The organism is Streptomyces sp. NPDC005262 (assembly GCF_042872425.1).
GTDB lineage: Bacteria > Actinomycetota > Actinomycetes > Streptomycetales > Streptomycetaceae > Streptomyces.
In genome coordinates, this window is sequence record NZ_JBIAKK010000001.1 from 410,149 (window position 1) to 427,927 (window position 17,779).

The window sequence follows — 17,779 nt, forward strand, 5'->3', positions numbered from 1 at the left end:
CTGACGGCAGCGTACCGGTGCCGGGTACGCCATCCGGCGCAGAGCCGTACGGACGGCTCCACCGGGCCGACCGGGAGCGGTACGGGCTAGCCTGATCCCGTCATAACAGCGCATAACCGGCTTGACGGACCGGTCCCTCCTCGACGGGACGGAAGGAGGCACACAGCATGGCCGCAGGCGCCTCCCGGGTCTTCGTCTCGCATCTCTCCGGTGTGCCCGTCTTCGACCCCAACGGCGACCAGGTGGGCCGCGTCCGCGATCTCGTCGCGATGCTGCGGGTCGGCGGGCGTCCGCCACGGCTGCTCGGCTTCGTCGTCGAGGTGGTCAGCCGGCGCCGGATCTTCCTTCCGATGACCCGGGTGACGGGCATCGACTCGGGTCAGGTCATCACCACCGGCGTGGTGAACATGCGGCGCTTCGAGCAGCGCCCCACCGAGCGCCTGGTCCTCGGCGAGTTCCTGGACCGCCGGGTCCGGCTGGTGGAGACGGACGAGGAGGTCACCATCCTCGACGTCGCGATCCAGCAGCTCCCGGCCCGCCGCGACTGGGAGATCGTCAAGTACTTCGTGCGCAAGGGCAGGGGCGGAGCGCTGCGCCGCAAGGGCGAGACCCTGACGGTGGACTGGTCTGCGGTGAGCGGCTTCTCGCTGGAGGAGCACGGGCAGGGCGCCGAGTCGCTCGTCGCCACGTTCGAGCGGCTGCGCCCGACCGATGTGGCCAACGCGCTGCACCATCTGTCGCCCAAGCGGCGCGCCGAGGTGGCCGCCGCGCTCGACGACGACCGGCTCGCCGACGTGCTGGAGGAGCTGCCCGAGGACGACCAGGTGGAGATCATCGGCAAGCTCAAGGAGGAGCGTGCCGCCGACGTCCTGGAGGCGATGGACCCGGACGACGCGGCCGACCTGCTCTCCGAACTGCCCGAGGAGGACAAGGAGCGGCTGCTGACACTGATGCGGCCGGACGACGCGGCGGACGTCCGACGGCTGATGTCGTACGAGGAGCGGACCGCGGGCGGTCTGATGACCACCGAGCCGATCGTGCTGCGGCCGGACGCCACGGTCGCCGACGCGCTCGCCCGGGTCCGCCGCTCCGACCTGTCCCCGGCGCTCGCCGCGCAGGTGTACGTGTGCCGGCCGCCGGACGAGACGCCGACCGGCAAGTACCTGGGCGCGGTGCACTTCCAGCGGCTGCTGCGCGACCCGCCGTTCACCCTGGTCAGCTCGATCGTCGACAGCGACCTCGTGCCGCTGACCCCCGACACCCCGCTGTCGGTGGTGACCAGTTACCTGGCGGCGTACAACCTGGTCTCGGTACCCGTCGTGGACGAGAGCGGGTCGCTGCTCGGTGCGGTCACCGTCGACGACGTGCTCGACCATCTGCTGCCCGACGACTGGCGGGAGACCGACTTCCACGGCGAGGAGTGGGTGGCCCATGGCGGGTGAGGACCGCTCCCGGGCGTCGGGACCCGGGCCGTCGTCGACGGGGTCGTCGGCGATGACGCGCACCGTCAGGGGCCGGCTGGATCAGCCGAAGGACCTTCGGCCGCGGCTGCTGCCGGAGTACGACCCGGAGGCGTTCGGCCGGTTCTCCGAGCGGATCGCCCGCTTCCTGGGGACCGGGCGGTTCATCGTCTGGATGACGCTGATCATCATCGTCTGGGTGCTGTGGAACATCTTCGCCCCGGTGAACCTGCGCTTCGACGAGTACCCGTTCATCTTCCTGACGCTGATGCTGTCGCTCCAGGCCTCGTACGCGGCCCCGCTGATCCTGCTCGCGCAGAACCGGCAGGACGACCGCGACCGGGTCACCCACGAGCAGGACCGCAAGCAGAACGAGCGCTCCATCGCGGACACCGAGTACCTCACCCGGGAGATCGCGTCCCTGCGGATGGGGCTCGGCGAGGTCGCCACCCGGGACTGGATCCGCTCGGAACTCCAGGACATGGTGAAGGACATGGACGGCCGGCGCGCACTATTTCCTGCCGAGAGTGACGAAGACCGCTGACGGCCCATCCCGGCGGGGGGCACGGGCGCCGTAACATCGTCGTATGGCTACCGAAGACGCGGTGCGCGAAGCACTGGCGACAGTGAACGACCCGGAGATCCACCGACCGATCACCGAACTCGGCATGGTCAAGTCGGTCGAGATCGCCGCTGACGGTGCGGTCGCTGTCACGGTGTATCTCACGGTGTCCGGCTGCCCGATGCGCGAGACCATCACCAAGAACGTGACCGACGCGGTCGCGAAGGTCGAAGGCGTCACGCGCGTCGACGTGACGCTCGACGTGATGAGCGACGAACAGCGCAAGGAGCTCACGGCGTCGCTGCGCGGCGGTACGGCGGAGCGCGAGGTGCCGTTCGCCAAGCCCGGCTCGCTGACGCGGGTGTACGCGGTGGCGTCCGGTAAGGGCGGCGTCGGCAAATCCTCCGTGACGGTGAACCTGGCGGCGGCGATGGCCGCCGACGGCCTCAAGGTCGGCGTCGTGGACGCTGACATCTACGGGCACAGCGTGCCGCGGATGCTCGGCGCGGACGGCAAGCCGACCCAGGTCGAGAACATGATCATGCCGCCGTCGGCGTACGGCGTGAAGGTCATCTCCATCGGCATGTTCACCCCGGGCAACGCCCCGGTGGTGTGGCGTGGCCCGATGCTGCACCGAGCGCTGCAGCAGTTCCTCGCCGATGTCTACTGGGGCGACCTCGACGTCCTGCTGCTCGACCTGCCGCCGGGCACCGGTGACATCGCGATCTCCGTGGCACAGCTCGTGCCGAACGCGGAGATCCTGGTCGTCACGACCCCGCAGCAGGCCGCGGCCGAGGTGGCCGAGCGGGCGGGCTCGATCGCGGTGCAGACCCACCAGAAGATCGTCGGCGTCGTCGAGAACATGTCGGGCATGCCGTGCCCGCACTGCGACGAGATGGTCGACGTGTTCGGCACCGGCGGCGGCCAGAAGGTGGCCGAGGGCCTGACGAGGACAGTCGGCGCGGAGGTGCCGGTGCTCGGCTCCATCCCGATCGACGTGCGTCTGCGCGAGGGCGGCGACGAGGGCAAGCCCGTGGTCCTCTCGGACCCCGACTCCCCGGCCGGCAAGGCGCTGCGCAAGATCGCGGAGCGGCTGGGCGGCCGTCAGCGGGGTCTGTCGGGCATGTCTCTGGGGATCACCCCGCGCAACAAGTTCTGACACCGGCCCGAGTCCCCGATCGCCGCGACGGAAGAAGCCCGTCCGGCGATCGGGGAAAACGCGGCGAACCGGACGCGTCCGGTCACGGCTCACCGCACCGATCGAGCCGCTACGCGTATGTGGCGATGTCTGCGATCACCGAGAACCCGAGTCCGTACGCGCTCATCCCGCGCCCGTACGCCCCGATGTGCACCCCGTCGCGCGCCGACCCCGCCAGCACCCAGCCGTACTCGGACTCGCGGTAGTGGAACGGCACCGGAACCCCGTCCACCGGCAGGGACAGCACCGACCACGCGGGACCGTCCAGATCGTCGGCGAGTTCGAACGCCGTCTCCGTCTGCTGGTCCAGCCAGTCGTCGCGCAGTGTGTGGTCCAGCTGCGCGGGCCAGGTGAACGACAGCAGGCCCGAGCCCGCCAGCCAGGCGGCAGACGACACCGTGGTCGCGTCCAGGACTCCTGTACCGTCGCCGCTGCGCCGCACGGGACTGCTCCCCACGGTCACCACGACCGCGAACCGCTGCTTCTCACCGCCCGAGTCGCCCCGGACCACCGGCTCGTCACCGTGCCCGGTCGATCCGTGCTGCACCGTGCCGTCCGCCGCCGTGCCGACCTGCATCAGCCAGCGCGGACCGGTGAATGCCTCGTCCAGTCCGTACCAGGGGAACGACGCCTGCAGATAGCCGTCGACCGTACGCCGGGCCGCCGGCACCTCCTCCTCGGTGACTGCGCTGGACGCACCTTCCGCGCCTGCCCGACTTGTCGTCTCCATCTGCCCGGCCGCCTCCTCGATCCCTAAGGTCCGGAGTGGCCCGCCCCCCTCGGGCAGCCTCGCAACCGGACAGATGGAGAATAGCCATACCGTCCGGACGAGTCGGGATTGACCGGTGTCAGGTGGCGTCGGCGTCGAACGGCGGGCGGTCGTCCTTCGCGGGCTGTTCACGCTTCTTGAGCAGGTCGGGAGCGCCCGGGGAGCCGTTCGCCGCGGTGATCGCCGCGCTGCCCGACACGCCGCCCGCGGACTCCACAGCAGTGGTCTCGCGCCCGTTCACCGCGTCGGTGACCTCCGCCATCTCCTTGCGGAGGTCAAAGCTCTCGCGGATCTCCTTCAGCCCGAGATCGTCGTTGCCGTCCATGAGCTGCTTGCGGACGAACGTCTTCGGGTTGAGATCCTCGAACTCGAAGTCCTTGAACTCCGGGCCGAGCTCCGTGCGGATGTCTTCCTTGGCGCTCTCGGAGAACTCGCGGACCTTCCGGATGAAGCGCGAGGCGTCCTGGATGACCTTGGGCAGCTTGTCCGGGCCGAAGACGAGCACGCCGAGGATCACCAGCGTCACCAGCTCGAGTGCGCCTATGTCATTGAACACCTGGTTGCTCCTCGTGTTCTCCGAGACCATGGACCAGGTCGGATGAGGTCCGGCCCCGGCCCACGGTACCCGGCGAAACTGTCCGGGCGGTAGCGTGCCGGTGCCGTCACGTGCCCGTTGCGGACCCGAGGGTCAAAGTCATGGACAGGTCTTTACCACCGCGGGTCAGGCCGAGGTCCAAACGGTCGCCCGGGCGGTGTGCGCGGATCTTCACTATCAGCTCCTCGCCACTGTGTACCCGCCGGCCGTCCACCTCGGTGATGATGTCGCCCGGCTTGATGCCGGCCTTCGCACCGGGACCGCCCGGTGTCACCGCGGGCTTGCCCTCGGCGCCCTTCGCGCCGACCTTGGCGCCGTCACCGGTGTACTTCATGTCCAATGTGACGCCGATCACCGGATGGGTGGCCTTCCCGGTGTTGATCAGTTCCTCGGCCACCCGCTTGCCCTGGTTGATCGGGATGGCGAAGCCGAGGCCGATGGAACCCGCCTGGCCGCCCTCGGTCGTCGAACCGTTGTCGGCGGCGCGGATGGCGCTGTTGATGCCTATGACGTGGGCGTCGGTGTCGACCAGCGGACCGCCGGAGTTGCCCGGGTTGATGGGGGCGTCGGTCTGCAGCGCGTCCACGTAGCTGATGTCGCTGCCGTCGCCCTTCTCGCCGCCCGCGGTGATCGGCCGGTCCTTGGCGCTGATGATGCCGGAGGTGACGGTGTTGGACAGGTCGAACGGGGCACCGATGGCCACGACCGGGTCGCCGACCTGCACGTTGTCCGAGTTGCCCAGCGGCAGCGGCTTGAGCCCGGAGACGCCCTTGACCTTGACCACGGCGAGGTCGTAGCCGCTGTCCTTGCCGACGATCTCGGCGCTCGCGGTCTCGCCGCCGCTGAACGTCACCGTGATGTCACCGGAGGGGCCGGCCGGGGCGACCACATGGTTGTTGGTGAGGATGTGGCCCTCGTTGTCGAGGACGAAGCCGGTGCCGGTGCCCGATTCGGTGGTGCCGCTGACGTGGAGGGTGACCACGCTGGGCAGGGCACTGGCGGCGATGCCCGCGACGCTGTCGGGGGCGCGGCCGCCACTGTTCTTCGCGGCCTGCGGGAGCTCGACCGTGGTCAGGCCGCCGTTGCGCTCGACGTAGGCCCCGATGCCACCGCCGATGCCGCCCGCCACCAGGGCGAGCAGCAGCGCGCCGACGAGCAGCGAGCCGCGCCGGTTCTTTCCCCGTCCGCCGTCGGAGCCGAGCGGCTGACCGGGCTGGGTCAGTGGCTGCCGGTACCCACCCCAGGGGTCGTACTGCAGCCAGTGCGTGGACTGGGGCGGCTGGGGCGGAGGCGTGAAGGCCGCGGCGGGGACAGGGCCCGGCGTGGGGACGGGGCCCGGCGTGGGAGGGGGCCCGGCGGTTATGTTCGCGCCGTTCGTGCCCGCGTACGGCGGGGGTACCGGAGGCACCGGGGTGCCGTGGGCCGGTGTCGGGACCGGGCGCTGTACAGGGGGTGCGGGCGCCCAGGGCCCGGGGCCGCCGTACGGCGGGGTGCTGTACTCATCGGGCTCGTGCAGTGGCTTCACCGCCGGTGCGGGGGCCGGGACTGCGGCAGGCGGGGCCGGGGCTACGGGCGTCTGTGCCACGGGCTCGGGTGCTGCGGACTGCGCGGGCGCCACCGGCTCGGGATGTGCGGGCGCGTCCGCGGCCCACGCGTCCTCGACCGGTGCATCCACCGCGGCGGCTGCACTCTCCGGCGCCGAGGTGGTGGTGTGCCCCGACGTGGGACGGCTCCACCACTTCGCCTTCGGCCCGGTGGGCTTTCCGTCGTCCATGTTCTCCCCGCAACTGCCGCAACTGGCCCTCTGCACGCCCGCGAGGGACGTCCCTCCGGGAATTCCTCCCGGGATTCAACCAGGTTTGCGAATGGCTGCGCCGACCCCGGTCAGCGCCGGGGAGAAAGCGGCAGGCCGTGATCGGCGGAGCTCGGCAGGGCCGAGGCCGATGTGGGCGTCCAGGACGAGGTCGGCGAGGGCGCGGGGGACGTGGGGGTCAGTCCGCCGCCGAGCGCCCGGGTGAACAGGGGGCTGGTAGCAGTCGGACGTATCAGCGGCGGCGCGGACACATTGGTCAGCACCGGGACCATGAAGGGGTTGGGCGTGACGAGACCCGTGCCCAACAGTGCGGGTACACGGCCGCCCGGCTGCTGGAAAGGCGTGGCGGCGGCGACGGTGCGGCTGCTGTGGGGCACGGCGGACGTGCCGATGCCACCACCACGGCGGCTGGTCACGCCGCCGCGCTCGGCGCGTGCGTCGGCGTCGAGGGGCGTCACATTGTTGCCGGCGCCCTCGGCACGGACCGGGGTGTCGGGAGCGGCGTCCGTCGGCAGGGCACCCCCGAGCGCGATGGCCGCCATCGAGACGGCGCTGGCCGCCGCGAAAGCGAACCTGCGGCCGCGCCACGGCGAGCGGTCCGCGTCCCGGCCCACCTCATGAATGGGGAAACCGGAGCGTGACGCGGCACCCGGAAGCACCGCGGCCGAGCCGTGCGGTGTCGGGAGATAGCCGAAGCGGTCGAGCGGCGAACTCATCGAGGGCGGATCGGTGCGGCTGCCGGAAGGCTGGACCTCGGGGAAGAGCCCGTCGGTGAAGCGCCCGGAGCCGCCGAATGGTCTTCCTTGGCTGTCGTCGTCACCACCAGGTCCCCCGGGAAGGCCCTGCAGCCGGGCGAGGAACCCCTCGGACGGCGAAGGCGGGGCGGACTGCGCGAAGACGCTCTTCAGCCGCCGCTGAGCGGCAGCCTCGGCCTTGCACTTGGCGCAGGTCGCGAGATGGGCGAGCACCCGGTCACGGACGTCATGTTTGAGCTCACCGTCGACAAGCGCGGCAAGCCGGTCCCCCAGATGCTGTTCCGCGGGGGTCGGACCCGTGCCACTCACGCCGATCCGACCTCCCCCGTCACCATCGCGCCCGCCAGCGAGCGCTGCTCGGCGCGGGCCTCGGGAGAGCGGTGCTGCAGCGCCTTGCGCAGGTGCGAGCGTCCGCGGTGGATGCGGCTGCGCACGGTGCCGAGCTTCACGCCGAGTGTCGCGGCGATCTCCTCGTACGAGAGTCCCTCGATGTCACAGAGCACGACCGCGGCCCGGAACTCGGGCGCAAGGGTGTCCAGCGCCTGCTGCACGTCCGCGTCGAAGTGGGTGTCGTTGAAAACCTGCTGCGGGGACGGCTCACGGCTCGGCAGCCGCTCGGCGGCGTCGTCGCCGAGGGAGTCGAAACGGATCCGCTGCTTACGACGGACCATGTCCAGGAACAGGTTGGTCGTGATGCGGTGCAGCCAGCCCTCGAAGGTGCCGGGCGTATAGGTCGACAGCGAACGGAACACCCGGACGAAGACCTCCTGGGTGAGGTCCTCGGCATCGTGCTGGTTGCCCGTCAGTCGGTAGGCAAGGCGGTAGACACGACCGCTGTGCGTGCTGACGATCTCTTCCCATGAGGGCGGCATCCAAGCCTGGGAGTCCGCATCTGAGGCGAAGGTCGCGGTTGGTGCGGAGTCGCTGGAAGAACGGTCAGCAAAGTTGGTCACGGATTTCGGCTCACCCGCCGACCTGAGCAAGCGCCGCAGCACTCCTCTCCGATCCACAGGCGCAGCCGCACCTCCCCTGTCGGCTCTGGTGGTGTCCAGTGGAGCCCCTACCATAGCCACCTCGCCCGTTAGCTCCGGATAAGCCTTTTTCCTGCTGGGGCCGGGGACGCCCCCGGAACCGCCGGCCGCGGATTCCTGGGCCCGATCTGCGGGCCCTGTCCACGCGCTTTCCCCTGCCCCTTGATAACGCCTGGTCCCATCTGCGGGTTCCCGGGTACAGCGGATACAGTCACCGTTGCGCCAACTACGGGGACAGGAGAGGGTCATCACCGCCAACCGGCAGACGAGCTGGGCGTTCGCCGACGCCTTTGTCGCCGAGGACGAAGCACTGCGCTGGGCCCGGGACCGGGCCCGGGACGCAGGTCTCCGCTCGGTGTCACCAGGCACCGGCGCAGCGCTGCGCCTGCTCGCCGCCACCACGGACGCCAAGGCGGTGGCCGAGATCGGCACCGGAACCGGCGTCTCCGGCATCTATCTGCTGCACGGGATGCGACCCGACGGCGTGCTGACCACGGTCGATCCGGAGCCGGAGCGTCAGCAGTTCGCCCGCGAGGCGTTCCGGGCCGCGGGGTTCGCCGCCAATCGGGCCCGGTTCATCCCGGGACGCGCCCTCGACGTACTTCCGCGGCTCGCGGACGGCGGATACGACCTGGTGTTCTGCGACGGCGACCGGCTGGAGAGCCTGGACTGCCTCGCTGAATCGTTGCGCCTGCTGCGACCTGGTGGTCTGGTCTGCTTCGAGGGCGTCTTCGCGGACGGCCGCACGGTCGACTCGGCGGCGCAGCCCGCAGAGGTGCTGAGGCTGCGGGAGCTGTTGCGGGCGGTGCGGGAGAGCCAGGAGCTGATGGCAACGCTGCTGCCGGTGGGCGACGGGCTGCTGTGCGCGGTCCGGCGCGGCTGACCCTCCACCGGTCCTCGCCCCGCACCCGGGCTGCGAACCGTTCCGGACGCACCACTGCCCCGGCACGGGCTCCGTGGCGGGGCAGTGGTGAAGTGTGGGCGCCTCCGCGTCAGCCGACGACCTTCTTGAGGGCGTCGCCGAGCGCATCGGCCTCGTCCGGCGTCAGCTCCACGACAAGCCGACCGCCGCCTTCGAGCGGAACGCGCATGACGATGCCCCGCCCCTCCTTTGTCACCTCGAGCGGGCCGTCGCCCGTCCGCGGCTTCATGGCCGCCATGCTCGTTCCCCTTCCTGAAACCAGCTCATATCAACCGGCGGCCCCATGACAGGCGCTGTGTCACCGGCATCGAACACATTGCTTCCAGGCCATTATCCCGCATCACAGACCCCGATGACCAACATCGCTCTGCATCGCTTGCGCAACGCGCTCTCTCAAAACCACTCAATTCGGCGATCCGACTGCGATACTCCGTCGCCTTCACCCCTGCATCGGGGCGCAATTGTTAGACGCAGGTCACATGTTCGCCCTCCGTGATGTCGGCCATGCTTGGCTCGACAGGCATTGCCCGAGGCGCAAAGGGGACAGCAAATGGCGGACAACGTGGCCGACACGGTGCTCTACGAAGTGACTGAAGGTCTCGCGACGATCACGATCAACCGGCCCGACGCGATGAACGCCATGAACACGGCGGCCAAGGTCGCGCTCCGTGACGCACTGCGGTCGGCGGCCGCCGACACCGCCGTACGGGCCGTTCTGCTCACCGCCACCGGGCGCGCCTTCTGTGTCGGCCAGGACCTCAAGGAACACGTCGCCACGCTTGCCGCCACCCGCGAGTCCGGCACGGGCAATGCGCTGAGCACCGTGCAGGAGCACTACAACCCGGTCGTACGGGCGATCACCGAGATGGAGAAGCCGGTCGTCGCCGGGGTCAACGGTGTCGCGGCCGGTGCGGGCTTCGGGTTCGCGCTCGCGTGCGACTACCGGGTGGTGGCCGACAGCGCGTCCTTCAACACCTCGTTCGCCGGGGTCGCCCTGACCGCCGACTCGGGCGTCTCGTGGACGCTGCCCCGGCTGATCGGTCAGAGCCGCGCGGCGGATCTGCTGCTCTTCCCGCGTTCGATCTCCGCGCAGGACGCCTACGAACTGGGCATCGCGAACAAGGTGGTGCCCACCGGCGACCTCGCCGCGGAGGCCCTGGCGGTGGCCCGCCGGCTGGCGGACGGTCCGACGGTGGCGTACGCCGCGCTCAAGGCGTCCCTGGCGTACGGCGCCGGCCACACGCTGAGCGAGACGCTGGAGAAGGAGGACGAGCTCCAGACGAAGGCGGGCGCGTCGGAGGACCACACGATCGCGGTGCAGGCCTTCCTGGACAAGGCGAAGCCGAAGTACCTGGGGAAGTAGCTCTCCGCTACGCCGCGGTACCCCGGGCCACGCAGTCGGCCAGGTGGTCGTCGACCAGGCCGCACGCCTGCATCAGGGCGTAGGCCGTCGTGGGGCCGATGAAGCGCAGGCCGCGCTTCTTGAGGTCCTTGGCGAGAGCCGTGGACTCCGGGGTGACCGCCGGGACGTCGCCGAGGGTGCGCGGGGCGGGGCGGGTCGCCGGGTCGGGGGCGTACGACCAGATCAGCGCGTCCAGCTCGCCGTCCGGCCAGTCGGCCAGCGCCTTGGCGTTGGCAAGGGTCGCCTCGATCTTCGCGCGGTTGCGGATGATCCCGGCGTCGGCGAGGAGACGTTCCTTGTCGGCGTCGGTGAACTCGGCGACCGCGTGGATCTTGAATCCGGCGAAGGCGCTGCGGAACCCTTCCCGGCGGCGCAGGATCGTCAGCCAGGACAGTCCGGACTGGAACGCCTCCAGGCAGAGCCGTTCGAAGAGGGCGTCGTCGCCGTGGACGGGGCGGCCCCATTCGGTGTCGTGGTAGACGAGGTAGTCGTCGGTGGACAGTGCCCAGGAGCAGCGCAGCCGGCCGTCGGCCGCGGCTTCGGCGCCGGCGGCGCTCATCGCTGCGGCTCCTCGCCGGACCGGGGCCCGGACTGCGGACCGGAAGGTCCGGGCGGGGGGCCGGGCGGCGACGACGGGTGGTGCGGCGGTGCCCACGGGGACCGCTCGGGGTGCGGCGGTTGCGACCGCTCGGAGCGCGGAGGGTGCGGCGGTTCCCACGGGGACCGTTCCAGGCGCGGCCGGTTCTGCGGCTCCTTGAAGAGCCCCTCGCCGCCCACCGCCGTCGCCTGCGCGCCCGCGAGCGCCGACTCCAGATCGGCGATCCGCGCGTCCCGTTCGGCGAGCTCGGCGCCGAGCCGGCCGAGGGCGTCGTCGACGTCCGTCATCCGGTAGCCGCGGGCCACCACGGGCAGTCGCATCGCTTCTATGTCCGCGCGGCCGACCGGCCGGTGCGCGGGCAGCGGGTCGGTCGGCTGCTCGGGCGCCACGTCCTGCAGGACGGCGCTCTTCCCTCCGCCGACCACCGCGAGGGTGACCGCGGCCACGACCACCACCATCGCCAGCAGCAAGAACCAGAACACGCGCATCTCCCCGGGAGCGAAAACCTGTCCGGCTCCGATCGTGCCATGCGGTGCCGACAGTTAGGGTCGCAGGCGACCCATGGGGCGATCTACCAGAGGAGAAACACGGGATGCGAAGCGGTGCGCTCAGGCTGGGGCGGCGCGAATTCGGGGCGCACGAGCCGGTGATCATGGCGATCGTGAACCGTACTCCGGACTCCTTCTACGACCAGGGCGCGACCTTCCGCGACGAGCCCGCGCTCGCCCGGGTCGAGCAGGCCGTCGCGGACGGCGCCGCGATCATCGACATCGGCGGGGTGAAGGCGGGTCCCGGCGAGGAGGTGACGGCCCAGGAGGAGGCCCGCCGCACGGTCGGGTTCGTCGCCGAGGTGCGGCGCCGCCACCCGGACGTCGTCATCAGCGTCGACACCTGGCGCCACGACGTCGGCGAGGCGGTCTGCGAGGCCGGTGCGGACGTGCTGAACGACGCGTGGGGCGGGGTCGACCCGAAGCTCGCGGAGGTCGCCGCACGGTACGGGGCGGGGCTGGTGTGCACGCACGCGGGCGGCGCCGAACCGCGGACCCGGCCGCACCGGGTCACGTACGACGACGTGATGGCGGACATCCTGCGGGTGACGGAGGGGCTGGCCGAACGGGCCGTGGAGCTCGGGGTCAGGCCGGACGGCATCATGATCGACCCCGGTCATGACTTCGGGAAGAACACCCGGCATTCGCTGGAGGCGACGCGTCGGCTCGGTGAGATGACGGAGACCGGCTGGCCCGTCCTCGTATCGCTGTCCAACAAGGACTTCGTCGGGGAGACGCTCGACCGGCCCGTGAAGGAACGGCTGGTCGGGACGCTGGCGACGACCGCGGTGTCGGCCTGGCTGGGGGCGCGGGTGTACCGGGTGCACGAGGTGGCGGAGACGCGGCAGGTGCTGGACATGGTGGCGTCGATCGCCGGGCATCGGGCGCCGGCGGTGGCGCGGAGGGGGCTGGCGTAACCGGGGCGGGGGGCTGCGGCGGGCCTTGTCCCCTGCCCCTCCCTTCCCGGAAACGGGGACCCCGCACCTCGACGCCGCGGGAGCCTGAGCAAGCCCGTCCCGCGCCCACCTGCCGTCCTACCGGCCGACTTCCTTCGTCACCAGGGTGACTGCCTCTTCCACGCTGTCCGTGACGTGGAAGAGCAGCAGATCCCGCTCGGACGCCTTCCCCTGCGCCACCACCGTGTCCCGCAGCCAGTCGACGAGCCCGGACCAGTAGGCGGTGCCGAAGAGCACGATCGGGAAGCGTGTCACCTTGCCCGTCTGGACGAGGGTGAGCGCCTCGAAGAGTTCGTCCAGGGTGCCGAGGCCGCCGGGCAGGACGACGAAGCCCTGCGCGTACTTCACGAACATCGTCTTGCGGACGAAGAAGTAGCGGAAGTTGACGCCGATGTCGACGTGCGGGTTGAGGCCGGACTCGAAGGGCAGCTCGATGCCGAGGCCGACCGAGACGCCCTTCGCCTCCCGTGCCCCCTTGTTCGCCGCCTCCATCGCTCCGGGCCCGCCGCCGGTGATCACCGCGAAGCCCGCCTCGACCAGCGCCTTGCCGATCTGTACGCCCGCCTCGTAGTCCGCTCCGCCGACCGGGCTACGGGCCGAGCCGAAGACGCTGATGGCGCTGGGCAGCTCGGCGAGGGCGCCGAATCCTTCGACGAACTCCGACTGGATGCGCATCACCCGCCATGGGTCGGTGTGCACCCACTCGGAGTCGCCCTCGGTGTCCAGCAGCCGCTGATCGGTGGTGCCGGGCTGTACCTGTTCCCTGCGGCGCAGTACCGGTCCGAGCCGCTGCTCCTCGGGGACGTGCGCTTCCTCGGGGTTGCCCATGACCTGCTCCCTCCGACGACATGCCGACGTTGTGTATCAGGTCAGGGTAGATCTACGGAGGTTACGCACAGGGGAATGCTGTGGGTCAGCCGGTGAGCCAGGAGCGGAGCCGCTCCTCGCAGTGAGTGATCCGGTCGACGGCCACGTGCTCGTTGCGCTTGTGCGCGAGGAGCGCGTCGCCGGGTCCGTAGTTCACCGCGGGGACGCCGAGAGCGCCGAAGCGGGAGACGTCCGTCCACCCGAACTTGGGCTGGGCGGTGCCACCGACCGCCGCCATGAACGCCTCGGCCGCCGGGTGGGAGAGGCCGGGCATCGCCGCGCCGGAATGGTCGTCGACGGTGAACTCGACGACGCCGCAGTCCGCGAAGACCTCGTGGACGTGGGCCAGGGCCTCTTCGGCGCTGCGGTCGGGGGCGTACCGGTAGTTGACGACGACGGTGCAGGCGTCCGGGATGACGTTGTTGGCGACGCCGGCCTCGATCCGTACGGCGTTGAGGCCCTCGCGGTACTCCAGTCCGTCGATGACCGGCCGGCGCGGTTCGTACGCGGCGAGGCGGCCGAGGATCGGGGCGGCGGCGTGGATGGCGTTGGACCCCATCCAGCTGCGTGCCGAGTGCGCGCGCTCCCCTTCCGTACGGAGAAAGACCCGCAGGGTGCCCTGGCAACCGCCCTCGACCTGACCGTCGGACGGTTCAAGGAGGACGGCGAAGTCGCCCTCCAGCCAGTCCGGGTGGGCGTCGGCGACATGGCCGAGCCCGTTGAGGTGTGCGGCGACCTCTTCGTTGTCGTAGAAGACGAAGGTCAGGTCGCGGTTGGGCTCGGGCACGGTGGCCGCGATCCGCAGCTGGACGGCGACGCCGGACTTCATGTCGGAGGTGCCGCATCCCCAGAGCACGCCGTTCTCGTCGAGCCGGGACGGAACGTTGTCGGCGATCGGGACGGTGTCGATGTGTCCGGCGAGCACCACGCGTTCGGTGCGGCCGAGCCGTGTCCTGGCGACGACGTTGTTGCCGTACCGGTCCACGGCCAGGTGCGGGAGGGCGCGCAGAGCCGTCTCGATCGCGTCGGCCAGCTCCTTCTCGTCCCCGCTGACCGACGGGAAGTCGACGAGCCGGGCGGTGAGCGCGGGGCCGTCCAGGGTGAGGTCAAGCGTGCTTTCGGGCATGGAGCCGACCCTAAGGGACTTCGGTCTCGGGCCCGCCCGGCCCCTCCAGTACGGTGGGGCCGTGCCCCGGACCGCCTCCTCCACCCGCCGACACACCCGCCGCAGCCGCCCCTTGCGGATCGCGGCCGCCCTCACCGTGCTTCTCGCCGTGGCCGGCTACCTGACCGTGCAGTACGTCACCGGCAACAGGGGCGGCGAGCGGTGCACGGTGGAGTCCGCCGACGGTTCGGAGGGCCAAGGGCGTACGTACCGGATGAGCCCGGAGCAGGCCGCGAACGCCGCGACCATCTCCGCGGTCGGCACCTCCCGCGGGATGCCGGAGCGTGCGGTGACGATCGCACTGGCGACGGCGTTGCAGGAGTCCGGGCTGCGCAACATCCAGCACGGCGACCGTGACTCGCTCGGGCTGTTCCAGCAGCGCCCCTCGCAGGGCTGGGGCACCGAGAAGCAGATCCTCGACCCGGTCTACTCGGCCGGCGAGTTCTATCAGCATCTGGCCGAGGTCCCCGGCTACTCGCGGCTGCCGCTGACCGTCGCCGCACAGCGCGTGCAGCGCAGTGGCTACCCGCAGGCGTACGCCAAGCACGAGCCGGATGCCGCGCTGCTGGCCGCCGCGCTGACCGGCCGTACACCCACGGCGCTGAACTGCACGCCGACGCGGACGGCGGTCGCGGCGGCCGACGCGACGAAGGTGCGCGCGGCGCTGGTGCGGACCTTCGGCAAGGGTGTGCTGCCGGCCGCGGGCGAGGCGAAGGACGGGGAGTCGGCGGGCGGGACGCACGGCGGGGCGTCGGCGGCGGGCACGGTCTCGGTGCCGGTGAAGAAGTCCGCCCGGACCGCCGGGGACGGTGGCACGGCACAGCGCGGCTGGGAGTTGGCGCACTGGGCGGTGGCGCAGGCCGAGGCACTGGACATCGACGAGGTCGCGTATGCGGGCCGGGTGTGGACAGCCGGGTCCGGCTGGCGGACGGAGCGTGCGGAATCGGGCACCGCAGAGGTCCGTATACGGCTCGTTCGCTAGTACGGGAGGTCCCCCGTAGGGGCCATCCAGCCTTTCCCGAACCGGCGGTCACCACACCCTATGGACGCCACTCCGTGCGTTGCCTGAATCCCTTGGGAACAAAGAGAAGTGACGGTTCATCGAACACTCGGCGAATGCACTGTTCGCCCGGGTTGCTCCATTGCCGATTATGTGACGCATTACCGACTCTTTACTTCGGCACACCGCAACCTCTCCCTCCCCCACGACGGTTGTCACTGCGTCCGGTCAACGGACAGACAGAATCCACACCGTCGAAGGAGCATCATGTCCCTCCCCCTGACCCGTCGGATCGCCCGTGCCGCGCTGCTGATCGCGGCGGGTGCAGCCCCCGTGGTCGGTGCGGCCGGCGCCGCAGGTGCCGCGGAGCTCCCGCAGACCCCCGAGCTCAGCGGTCTGACCACGGTCGACGGCGCAGGCCTCGGCAAGGCCGTCGACGGCGCGTCCCAGCAGGGCACCAAGGCCTCGCGCGCCACCGGCGGCAAGATCGTCGGGACGACGCTTCCGGCCGCGGGCAAGACCGTCGTCGAGACGGGCGGCACGGCCGCCCCCGCCGTGCAGAAGGCCGCCGGTGAGGCCGCGGGCAGCGCCGGTGAGCTGGTCGCCGGGGCTGCCGGTGCCACGTCCAAGGGTGCTCTGCCCACCGACAGCCTCACCGGCGGACTGCCGACGCACGGACTGCCGACGCGCGGACTGCCCACCCAGGGCCTGCCCACCCACGGGCTGCCGACGCAGGGCCTGCCCACCCAGGGTCTGCCGATCGGCTGATCCAGTCGGCACTGCACATGCGAGAGGGCCTCGGGGGTGCGCCCTCCCGAGGCCCTCTCGCGTGTCGTCAGATCATGTGGTGCGTGCGGTGCCGCTCATCGGTGCCGGTCCTGTCGTCCGGTTCAGGACAGCCTCTTGACCGCTGCCTCGACACGCTCGTCCGTCGCCGTGAACGCCACGCGAACGAAGCGCTCGCCCGCCGGTCCGTAGAAGTCGCCCGGCGCCACCAGGATGCCGAGCTCCGCGAGGTACGCCACGGTCTCCCAGCACGGTTCGTCGCGCGTCGCCCACAGGTAGAGGCTCGCCTCGCTGTGCTCGATCCGGAAGCCGTGGGCCTCCAGCGCCGCTCGCAGTGCCGCGCGCCTGTCCGCGTACCGGGTCCGCTGCTCGGCGACGTGCGTGTCGTCCCCGAGCGCCGCGATGGTGGCCGCCTGGACGGGGGCGGGCGTCATCATTCCGCCGTGCTTGCGGATCAGCAGCAGCTCGCCGAGGACGTCCGCGTCGCCCGCGATGAAGGCCGCGCGGTACCCGGCGAGGTTGGAGCGCTTGGAGAGCGAGTGGACGGCGACGACGCCCTCGTACGTACCGCCGCAGACGTCGGGGTGGAGCACGGAGACCGGTTCGGCCTCCCAGCCCAGCTCGAGGTAGCACTCGTCGCTGAAGACCAGTACGTCGTGCTCGCGCGCCCAGGCGACGATCCGGGTCAGTTCGTCCTTGGACAGGACGCGGCCGGTCGGGTTGGACGGCGAATTGAGCCAGATCAGCTTGAGGCCGGCCGGGTCGAGCTCGGTCGGGTCGTCGTACACGACGGGCTCGGCGCCACAGAGCCGGGCGCCCACCTCGTACGTCGGGTAGGCGAGCCGCGGGTACGCCACCTTGTCGCCCGCGCCGAGGCCGAGCTGGGTCGGCAGCCAGGCCACGAGCTCCTTGGAGCCGACGACCGGCAGCACGTTCTCGTGCGCCACGGAGATCGCGCCGAGGCGCCGTTCCACCCAGCCGGTGAGGGCGTCGCGGAGTTCGGCCGTTCCCCACACCGTCGGATAGCCCGGGCTGTCCGCGGCGGCGACGAGCGCCTGCTGGATCAGATCGGGCACGGGGTCGACGGGGGTGCCGACGGACAGGTCGACGATGCCGTCCGGGTGGGCCGCAGCGGTCGACTTGTAGGGCGCGAGCTTGTCCCAGGGAAAGACCGGGAGGCGGGAGGAGACTGCTGCGGACACGGATCTCTGCTTTCTCGTACGAGGGTTACGAGGGTGATACGGGTGGTTCGGATGATGCGGGTGGTACGGGGACTGCCGGTGGCCCGGGCCGGAAAACACCTCGGCCCCGCACGGTGACGAGCCGTACGGGACCGAGGCGGCGCACGTGCC

The 17,779-nt window shown here is 71.0% G+C and carries 18 protein-coding genes and 1 pseudogene; 8 read left to right on the forward strand and 11 right to left on the reverse strand.

The window, feature by feature from the left end; all coding sequences use genetic code 11:
• Nucleotides 1–167 precede the first annotated feature (167 nt).
• From ACFYP5_RS01750 to ACFYP5_RS01760, 3 genes are read left to right on the forward strand one after another with little or no spacing between them, the layout of a single operon-like run.
• Entirely contained in the window at nucleotides 168–1,442 is a 1,275-nt protein-coding gene (locus ACFYP5_RS01750) for a magnesium transporter MgtE N-terminal domain-containing protein (RefSeq protein ID WP_389029153.1), read from the forward strand.
• Complete coding sequence (locus tag ACFYP5_RS01755; protein ID WP_389029155.1) at nucleotides 1,432–2,004, forward strand: DUF1003 domain-containing protein; 573 nt, start codon at nucleotides 1,432–1,434, stop codon at nucleotides 2,002–2,004. The genes ACFYP5_RS01750 and ACFYP5_RS01755 overlap by 11 nt, the downstream gene beginning before the upstream one ends.
• 43 nt (nucleotides 2,005–2,047) lie before the next feature.
• Entirely contained in the window at nucleotides 2,048–3,181 is a 1,134-nt protein-coding gene (locus ACFYP5_RS01760; RefSeq protein ID WP_389029157.1) for an Mrp/NBP35 family ATP-binding protein, read from the forward strand.
• 109 nt (nucleotides 3,182–3,290) lie between these two features.
• Here ACFYP5_RS01760 and ACFYP5_RS01765 read toward each other — a convergent pair whose 3' ends face one another.
• The 5 genes from ACFYP5_RS01765 to sigE form a co-directional block, all read right to left on the reverse strand.
• Nucleotides 3,291–3,950: a hypothetical protein gene (locus ACFYP5_RS01765; RefSeq protein ID WP_389029159.1), complete on the reverse strand. Its 660-nt coding sequence runs from the start codon at nucleotides 3,948–3,950 to the stop codon at nucleotides 3,291–3,293.
• A gap of 118 nt (nucleotides 3,951–4,068) precedes the next feature.
• The gene (locus ACFYP5_RS01770) at nucleotides 4,069–4,545 is read right to left on the reverse strand and encodes a sec-independent translocase (protein ID WP_389029161.1); all 477 of its coding nucleotides are present in this window, start codon (nucleotides 4,543–4,545) and stop codon (nucleotides 4,069–4,071) included.
• A 106-nt stretch (nucleotides 4,546–4,651) separates the two neighbouring features.
• A complete protein-coding gene (locus tag ACFYP5_RS01775; protein WP_389029164.1) occupies nucleotides 4,652–6,358 on the reverse strand; it encodes a S1C family serine protease in 1,707 nt (568 codons plus the stop codon).
• A 110-nt stretch (nucleotides 6,359–6,468) separates the two neighbouring features.
• Nucleotides 6,469–7,461, reverse strand: coding sequence for a zf-HC2 domain-containing protein (locus tag ACFYP5_RS01780; RefSeq protein ID WP_389029167.1), 993 nt, complete (start codon nucleotides 7,459–7,461; stop codon nucleotides 6,469–6,471).
• A complete protein-coding gene (sigE, locus tag ACFYP5_RS01785) occupies nucleotides 7,458–8,219 on the reverse strand; it encodes an RNA polymerase sigma factor SigE (RefSeq protein ID WP_389029170.1) in 762 nt (253 codons plus the stop codon). Before sigE ends, ACFYP5_RS01780 begins: the two co-directional genes overlap by 4 nt.
• Before the next feature lie 181 nt (nucleotides 8,220–8,400).
• Between sigE and ACFYP5_RS01790 the strand changes: the two genes are divergently transcribed.
• The gene (locus ACFYP5_RS01790; protein ID WP_030915381.1) at nucleotides 8,401–9,066 is read left to right on the forward strand and encodes an O-methyltransferase; all 666 of its coding nucleotides are present in this window, start codon (nucleotides 8,401–8,403) and stop codon (nucleotides 9,064–9,066) included.
• Between the two features lie 109 nt (nucleotides 9,067–9,175).
• Here ACFYP5_RS01790 and ACFYP5_RS01795 read toward each other — a convergent pair whose 3' ends face one another.
• Nucleotides 9,176–9,343 carry a DUF3117 domain-containing protein gene (locus tag ACFYP5_RS01795; RefSeq protein ID WP_003966491.1) on the reverse strand — a complete coding sequence of 56 codons (168 nt, stop codon included), beginning with the start codon at nucleotides 9,341–9,343 and terminating at the stop codon, nucleotides 9,176–9,178.
• A gap of 312 nt (nucleotides 9,344–9,655) precedes the next feature.
• Here ACFYP5_RS01795 and ACFYP5_RS01800 point away from each other — a divergent pair, with 312 nt between their 5' ends.
• Complete coding sequence (locus ACFYP5_RS01800; protein WP_389029174.1) at nucleotides 9,656–10,468, forward strand: enoyl-CoA hydratase/isomerase family protein; 813 nt, start codon at nucleotides 9,656–9,658, stop codon at nucleotides 10,466–10,468.
• 7 nt (nucleotides 10,469–10,475) lie between these two features.
• Here ACFYP5_RS01800 and ACFYP5_RS01805 read toward each other — a convergent pair whose 3' ends face one another.
• The gene (locus ACFYP5_RS01805) at nucleotides 10,476–11,066 is read right to left on the reverse strand and encodes a DNA-3-methyladenine glycosylase I (RefSeq protein ID WP_389029177.1); all 591 of its coding nucleotides are present in this window, start codon (nucleotides 11,064–11,066) and stop codon (nucleotides 10,476–10,478) included.
• A gap of 176 nt (nucleotides 11,067–11,242) precedes the next feature.
• Nucleotides 11,243–11,587, reverse strand: a pseudogene (locus tag ACFYP5_RS01810) (hypothetical protein); the annotation flags it as partial.
• Between the two features lie 110 nt (nucleotides 11,588–11,697).
• Between ACFYP5_RS01810 and folP the strand changes: the two are divergent.
• Entirely contained in the window at nucleotides 11,698–12,570 is an 873-nt protein-coding gene (gene folP, locus ACFYP5_RS01815) for a dihydropteroate synthase (RefSeq protein ID WP_389029179.1), read from the forward strand.
• 117 nt (nucleotides 12,571–12,687) lie between these two features.
• Here folP and ACFYP5_RS01820 read toward each other — a convergent pair whose 3' ends face one another.
• Nucleotides 12,688–13,437, reverse strand: a complete 750-nt coding sequence (locus tag ACFYP5_RS01820; protein ID WP_389029182.1) for a TIGR00730 family Rossman fold protein — start codon at nucleotides 13,435–13,437, stop codon at nucleotides 12,688–12,690.
• 85 nt (nucleotides 13,438–13,522) lie between these two features.
• The gene (gene dapE, locus ACFYP5_RS01825) at nucleotides 13,523–14,602 is read right to left on the reverse strand and encodes a succinyl-diaminopimelate desuccinylase (RefSeq protein WP_389029185.1); all 1,080 of its coding nucleotides are present in this window, start codon (nucleotides 14,600–14,602) and stop codon (nucleotides 13,523–13,525) included.
• Nucleotides 14,603–14,663: 61 nt separating this feature from the next.
• Here dapE and ACFYP5_RS01830 point away from each other — a divergent pair, with 61 nt between their 5' ends.
• Both ACFYP5_RS01830 and ACFYP5_RS01835 read left to right on the forward strand, forming a co-directional pair.
• The gene (locus ACFYP5_RS01830) at nucleotides 14,664–15,623 is read left to right on the forward strand and encodes a hypothetical protein (RefSeq protein WP_389029188.1); all 960 of its coding nucleotides are present in this window, start codon (nucleotides 14,664–14,666) and stop codon (nucleotides 15,621–15,623) included.
• Between the two features lie 285 nt (nucleotides 15,624–15,908).
• On the forward strand, nucleotides 15,909–16,409 hold the full coding sequence (locus ACFYP5_RS01835; RefSeq protein ID WP_389029191.1) for an ATP-binding protein: 501 nt from the start codon (nucleotides 15,909–15,911) through the stop codon (nucleotides 16,407–16,409).
• Between the two features lie 122 nt (nucleotides 16,410–16,531).
• On the opposite strand, the gene dapC is transcribed toward ACFYP5_RS01835, so the two are convergent.
• Nucleotides 16,532–17,629: a succinyldiaminopimelate transaminase gene (dapC, locus tag ACFYP5_RS01840; protein ID WP_389029193.1), complete on the reverse strand. Its 1,098-nt coding sequence runs from the start codon at nucleotides 17,627–17,629 to the stop codon at nucleotides 16,532–16,534.
• Between the last annotated feature and the right edge of the window lie 150 nt (nucleotides 17,630–17,779).

Bases quoted from the DNA above. Each gene is read 5' to 3' on its own strand.
- ACFYP5_RS01750 (WP_389029153.1), top strand. From the start codon at position 168: ATGGCCGCAGGCGCCTCCCGGGTCTTCGTCTCGCATCTCTCCGGTGTG.
- ACFYP5_RS01755 (WP_389029155.1), top strand. From the start codon at position 1,432: ATGGCGGGTGAGGACCGCTCCCGGGCGTCGGGACCCGGGCCGTCGTCG.
- ACFYP5_RS01760 (WP_389029157.1), top strand. From the start codon at position 2,048: ATGGCTACCGAAGACGCGGTGCGCGAAGCACTGGCGACAGTGAACGAC.
- ACFYP5_RS01765 (WP_389029159.1), bottom strand. From the start codon at position 3,950: ATGGAGACGACAAGTCGGGCAGGCGCGGAAGGTGCGTCCAGCGCAGTC.
- ACFYP5_RS01775 (WP_389029164.1), bottom strand. From the start codon at position 6,358: ATGGACGACGGAAAGCCCACCGGGCCGAAGGCGAAGTGGTGGAGCCGT.
- sigE (WP_389029170.1), bottom strand. From the start codon at position 8,219: ATGGTAGGGGCTCCACTGGACACCACCAGAGCCGACAGGGGAGGTGCG.
- ACFYP5_RS01795 (WP_003966491.1), bottom strand. From the start codon at position 9,343: ATGGCGGCCATGAAGCCGCGGACGGGCGACGGCCCGCTCGAGGTGACA.
- ACFYP5_RS01800 (WP_389029174.1), top strand. From the start codon at position 9,656: ATGGCGGACAACGTGGCCGACACGGTGCTCTACGAAGTGACTGAAGGT.
- ACFYP5_RS01805 (WP_389029177.1), bottom strand. From the start codon at position 11,066: ATGAGCGCCGCCGGCGCCGAAGCCGCGGCCGACGGCCGGCTGCGCTGC.
- folP (WP_389029179.1), top strand. From the start codon at position 11,698: ATGCGAAGCGGTGCGCTCAGGCTGGGGCGGCGCGAATTCGGGGCGCAC.
- ACFYP5_RS01820 (WP_389029182.1), bottom strand. From the start codon at position 13,437: ATGGGCAACCCCGAGGAAGCGCACGTCCCCGAGGAGCAGCGGCTCGGA.
- dapE (WP_389029185.1), bottom strand. From the start codon at position 14,602: ATGCCCGAAAGCACGCTTGACCTCACCCTGGACGGCCCCGCGCTCACC.
- ACFYP5_RS01835 (WP_389029191.1), top strand. From the start codon at position 15,909: ATGTCCCTCCCCCTGACCCGTCGGATCGCCCGTGCCGCGCTGCTGATC.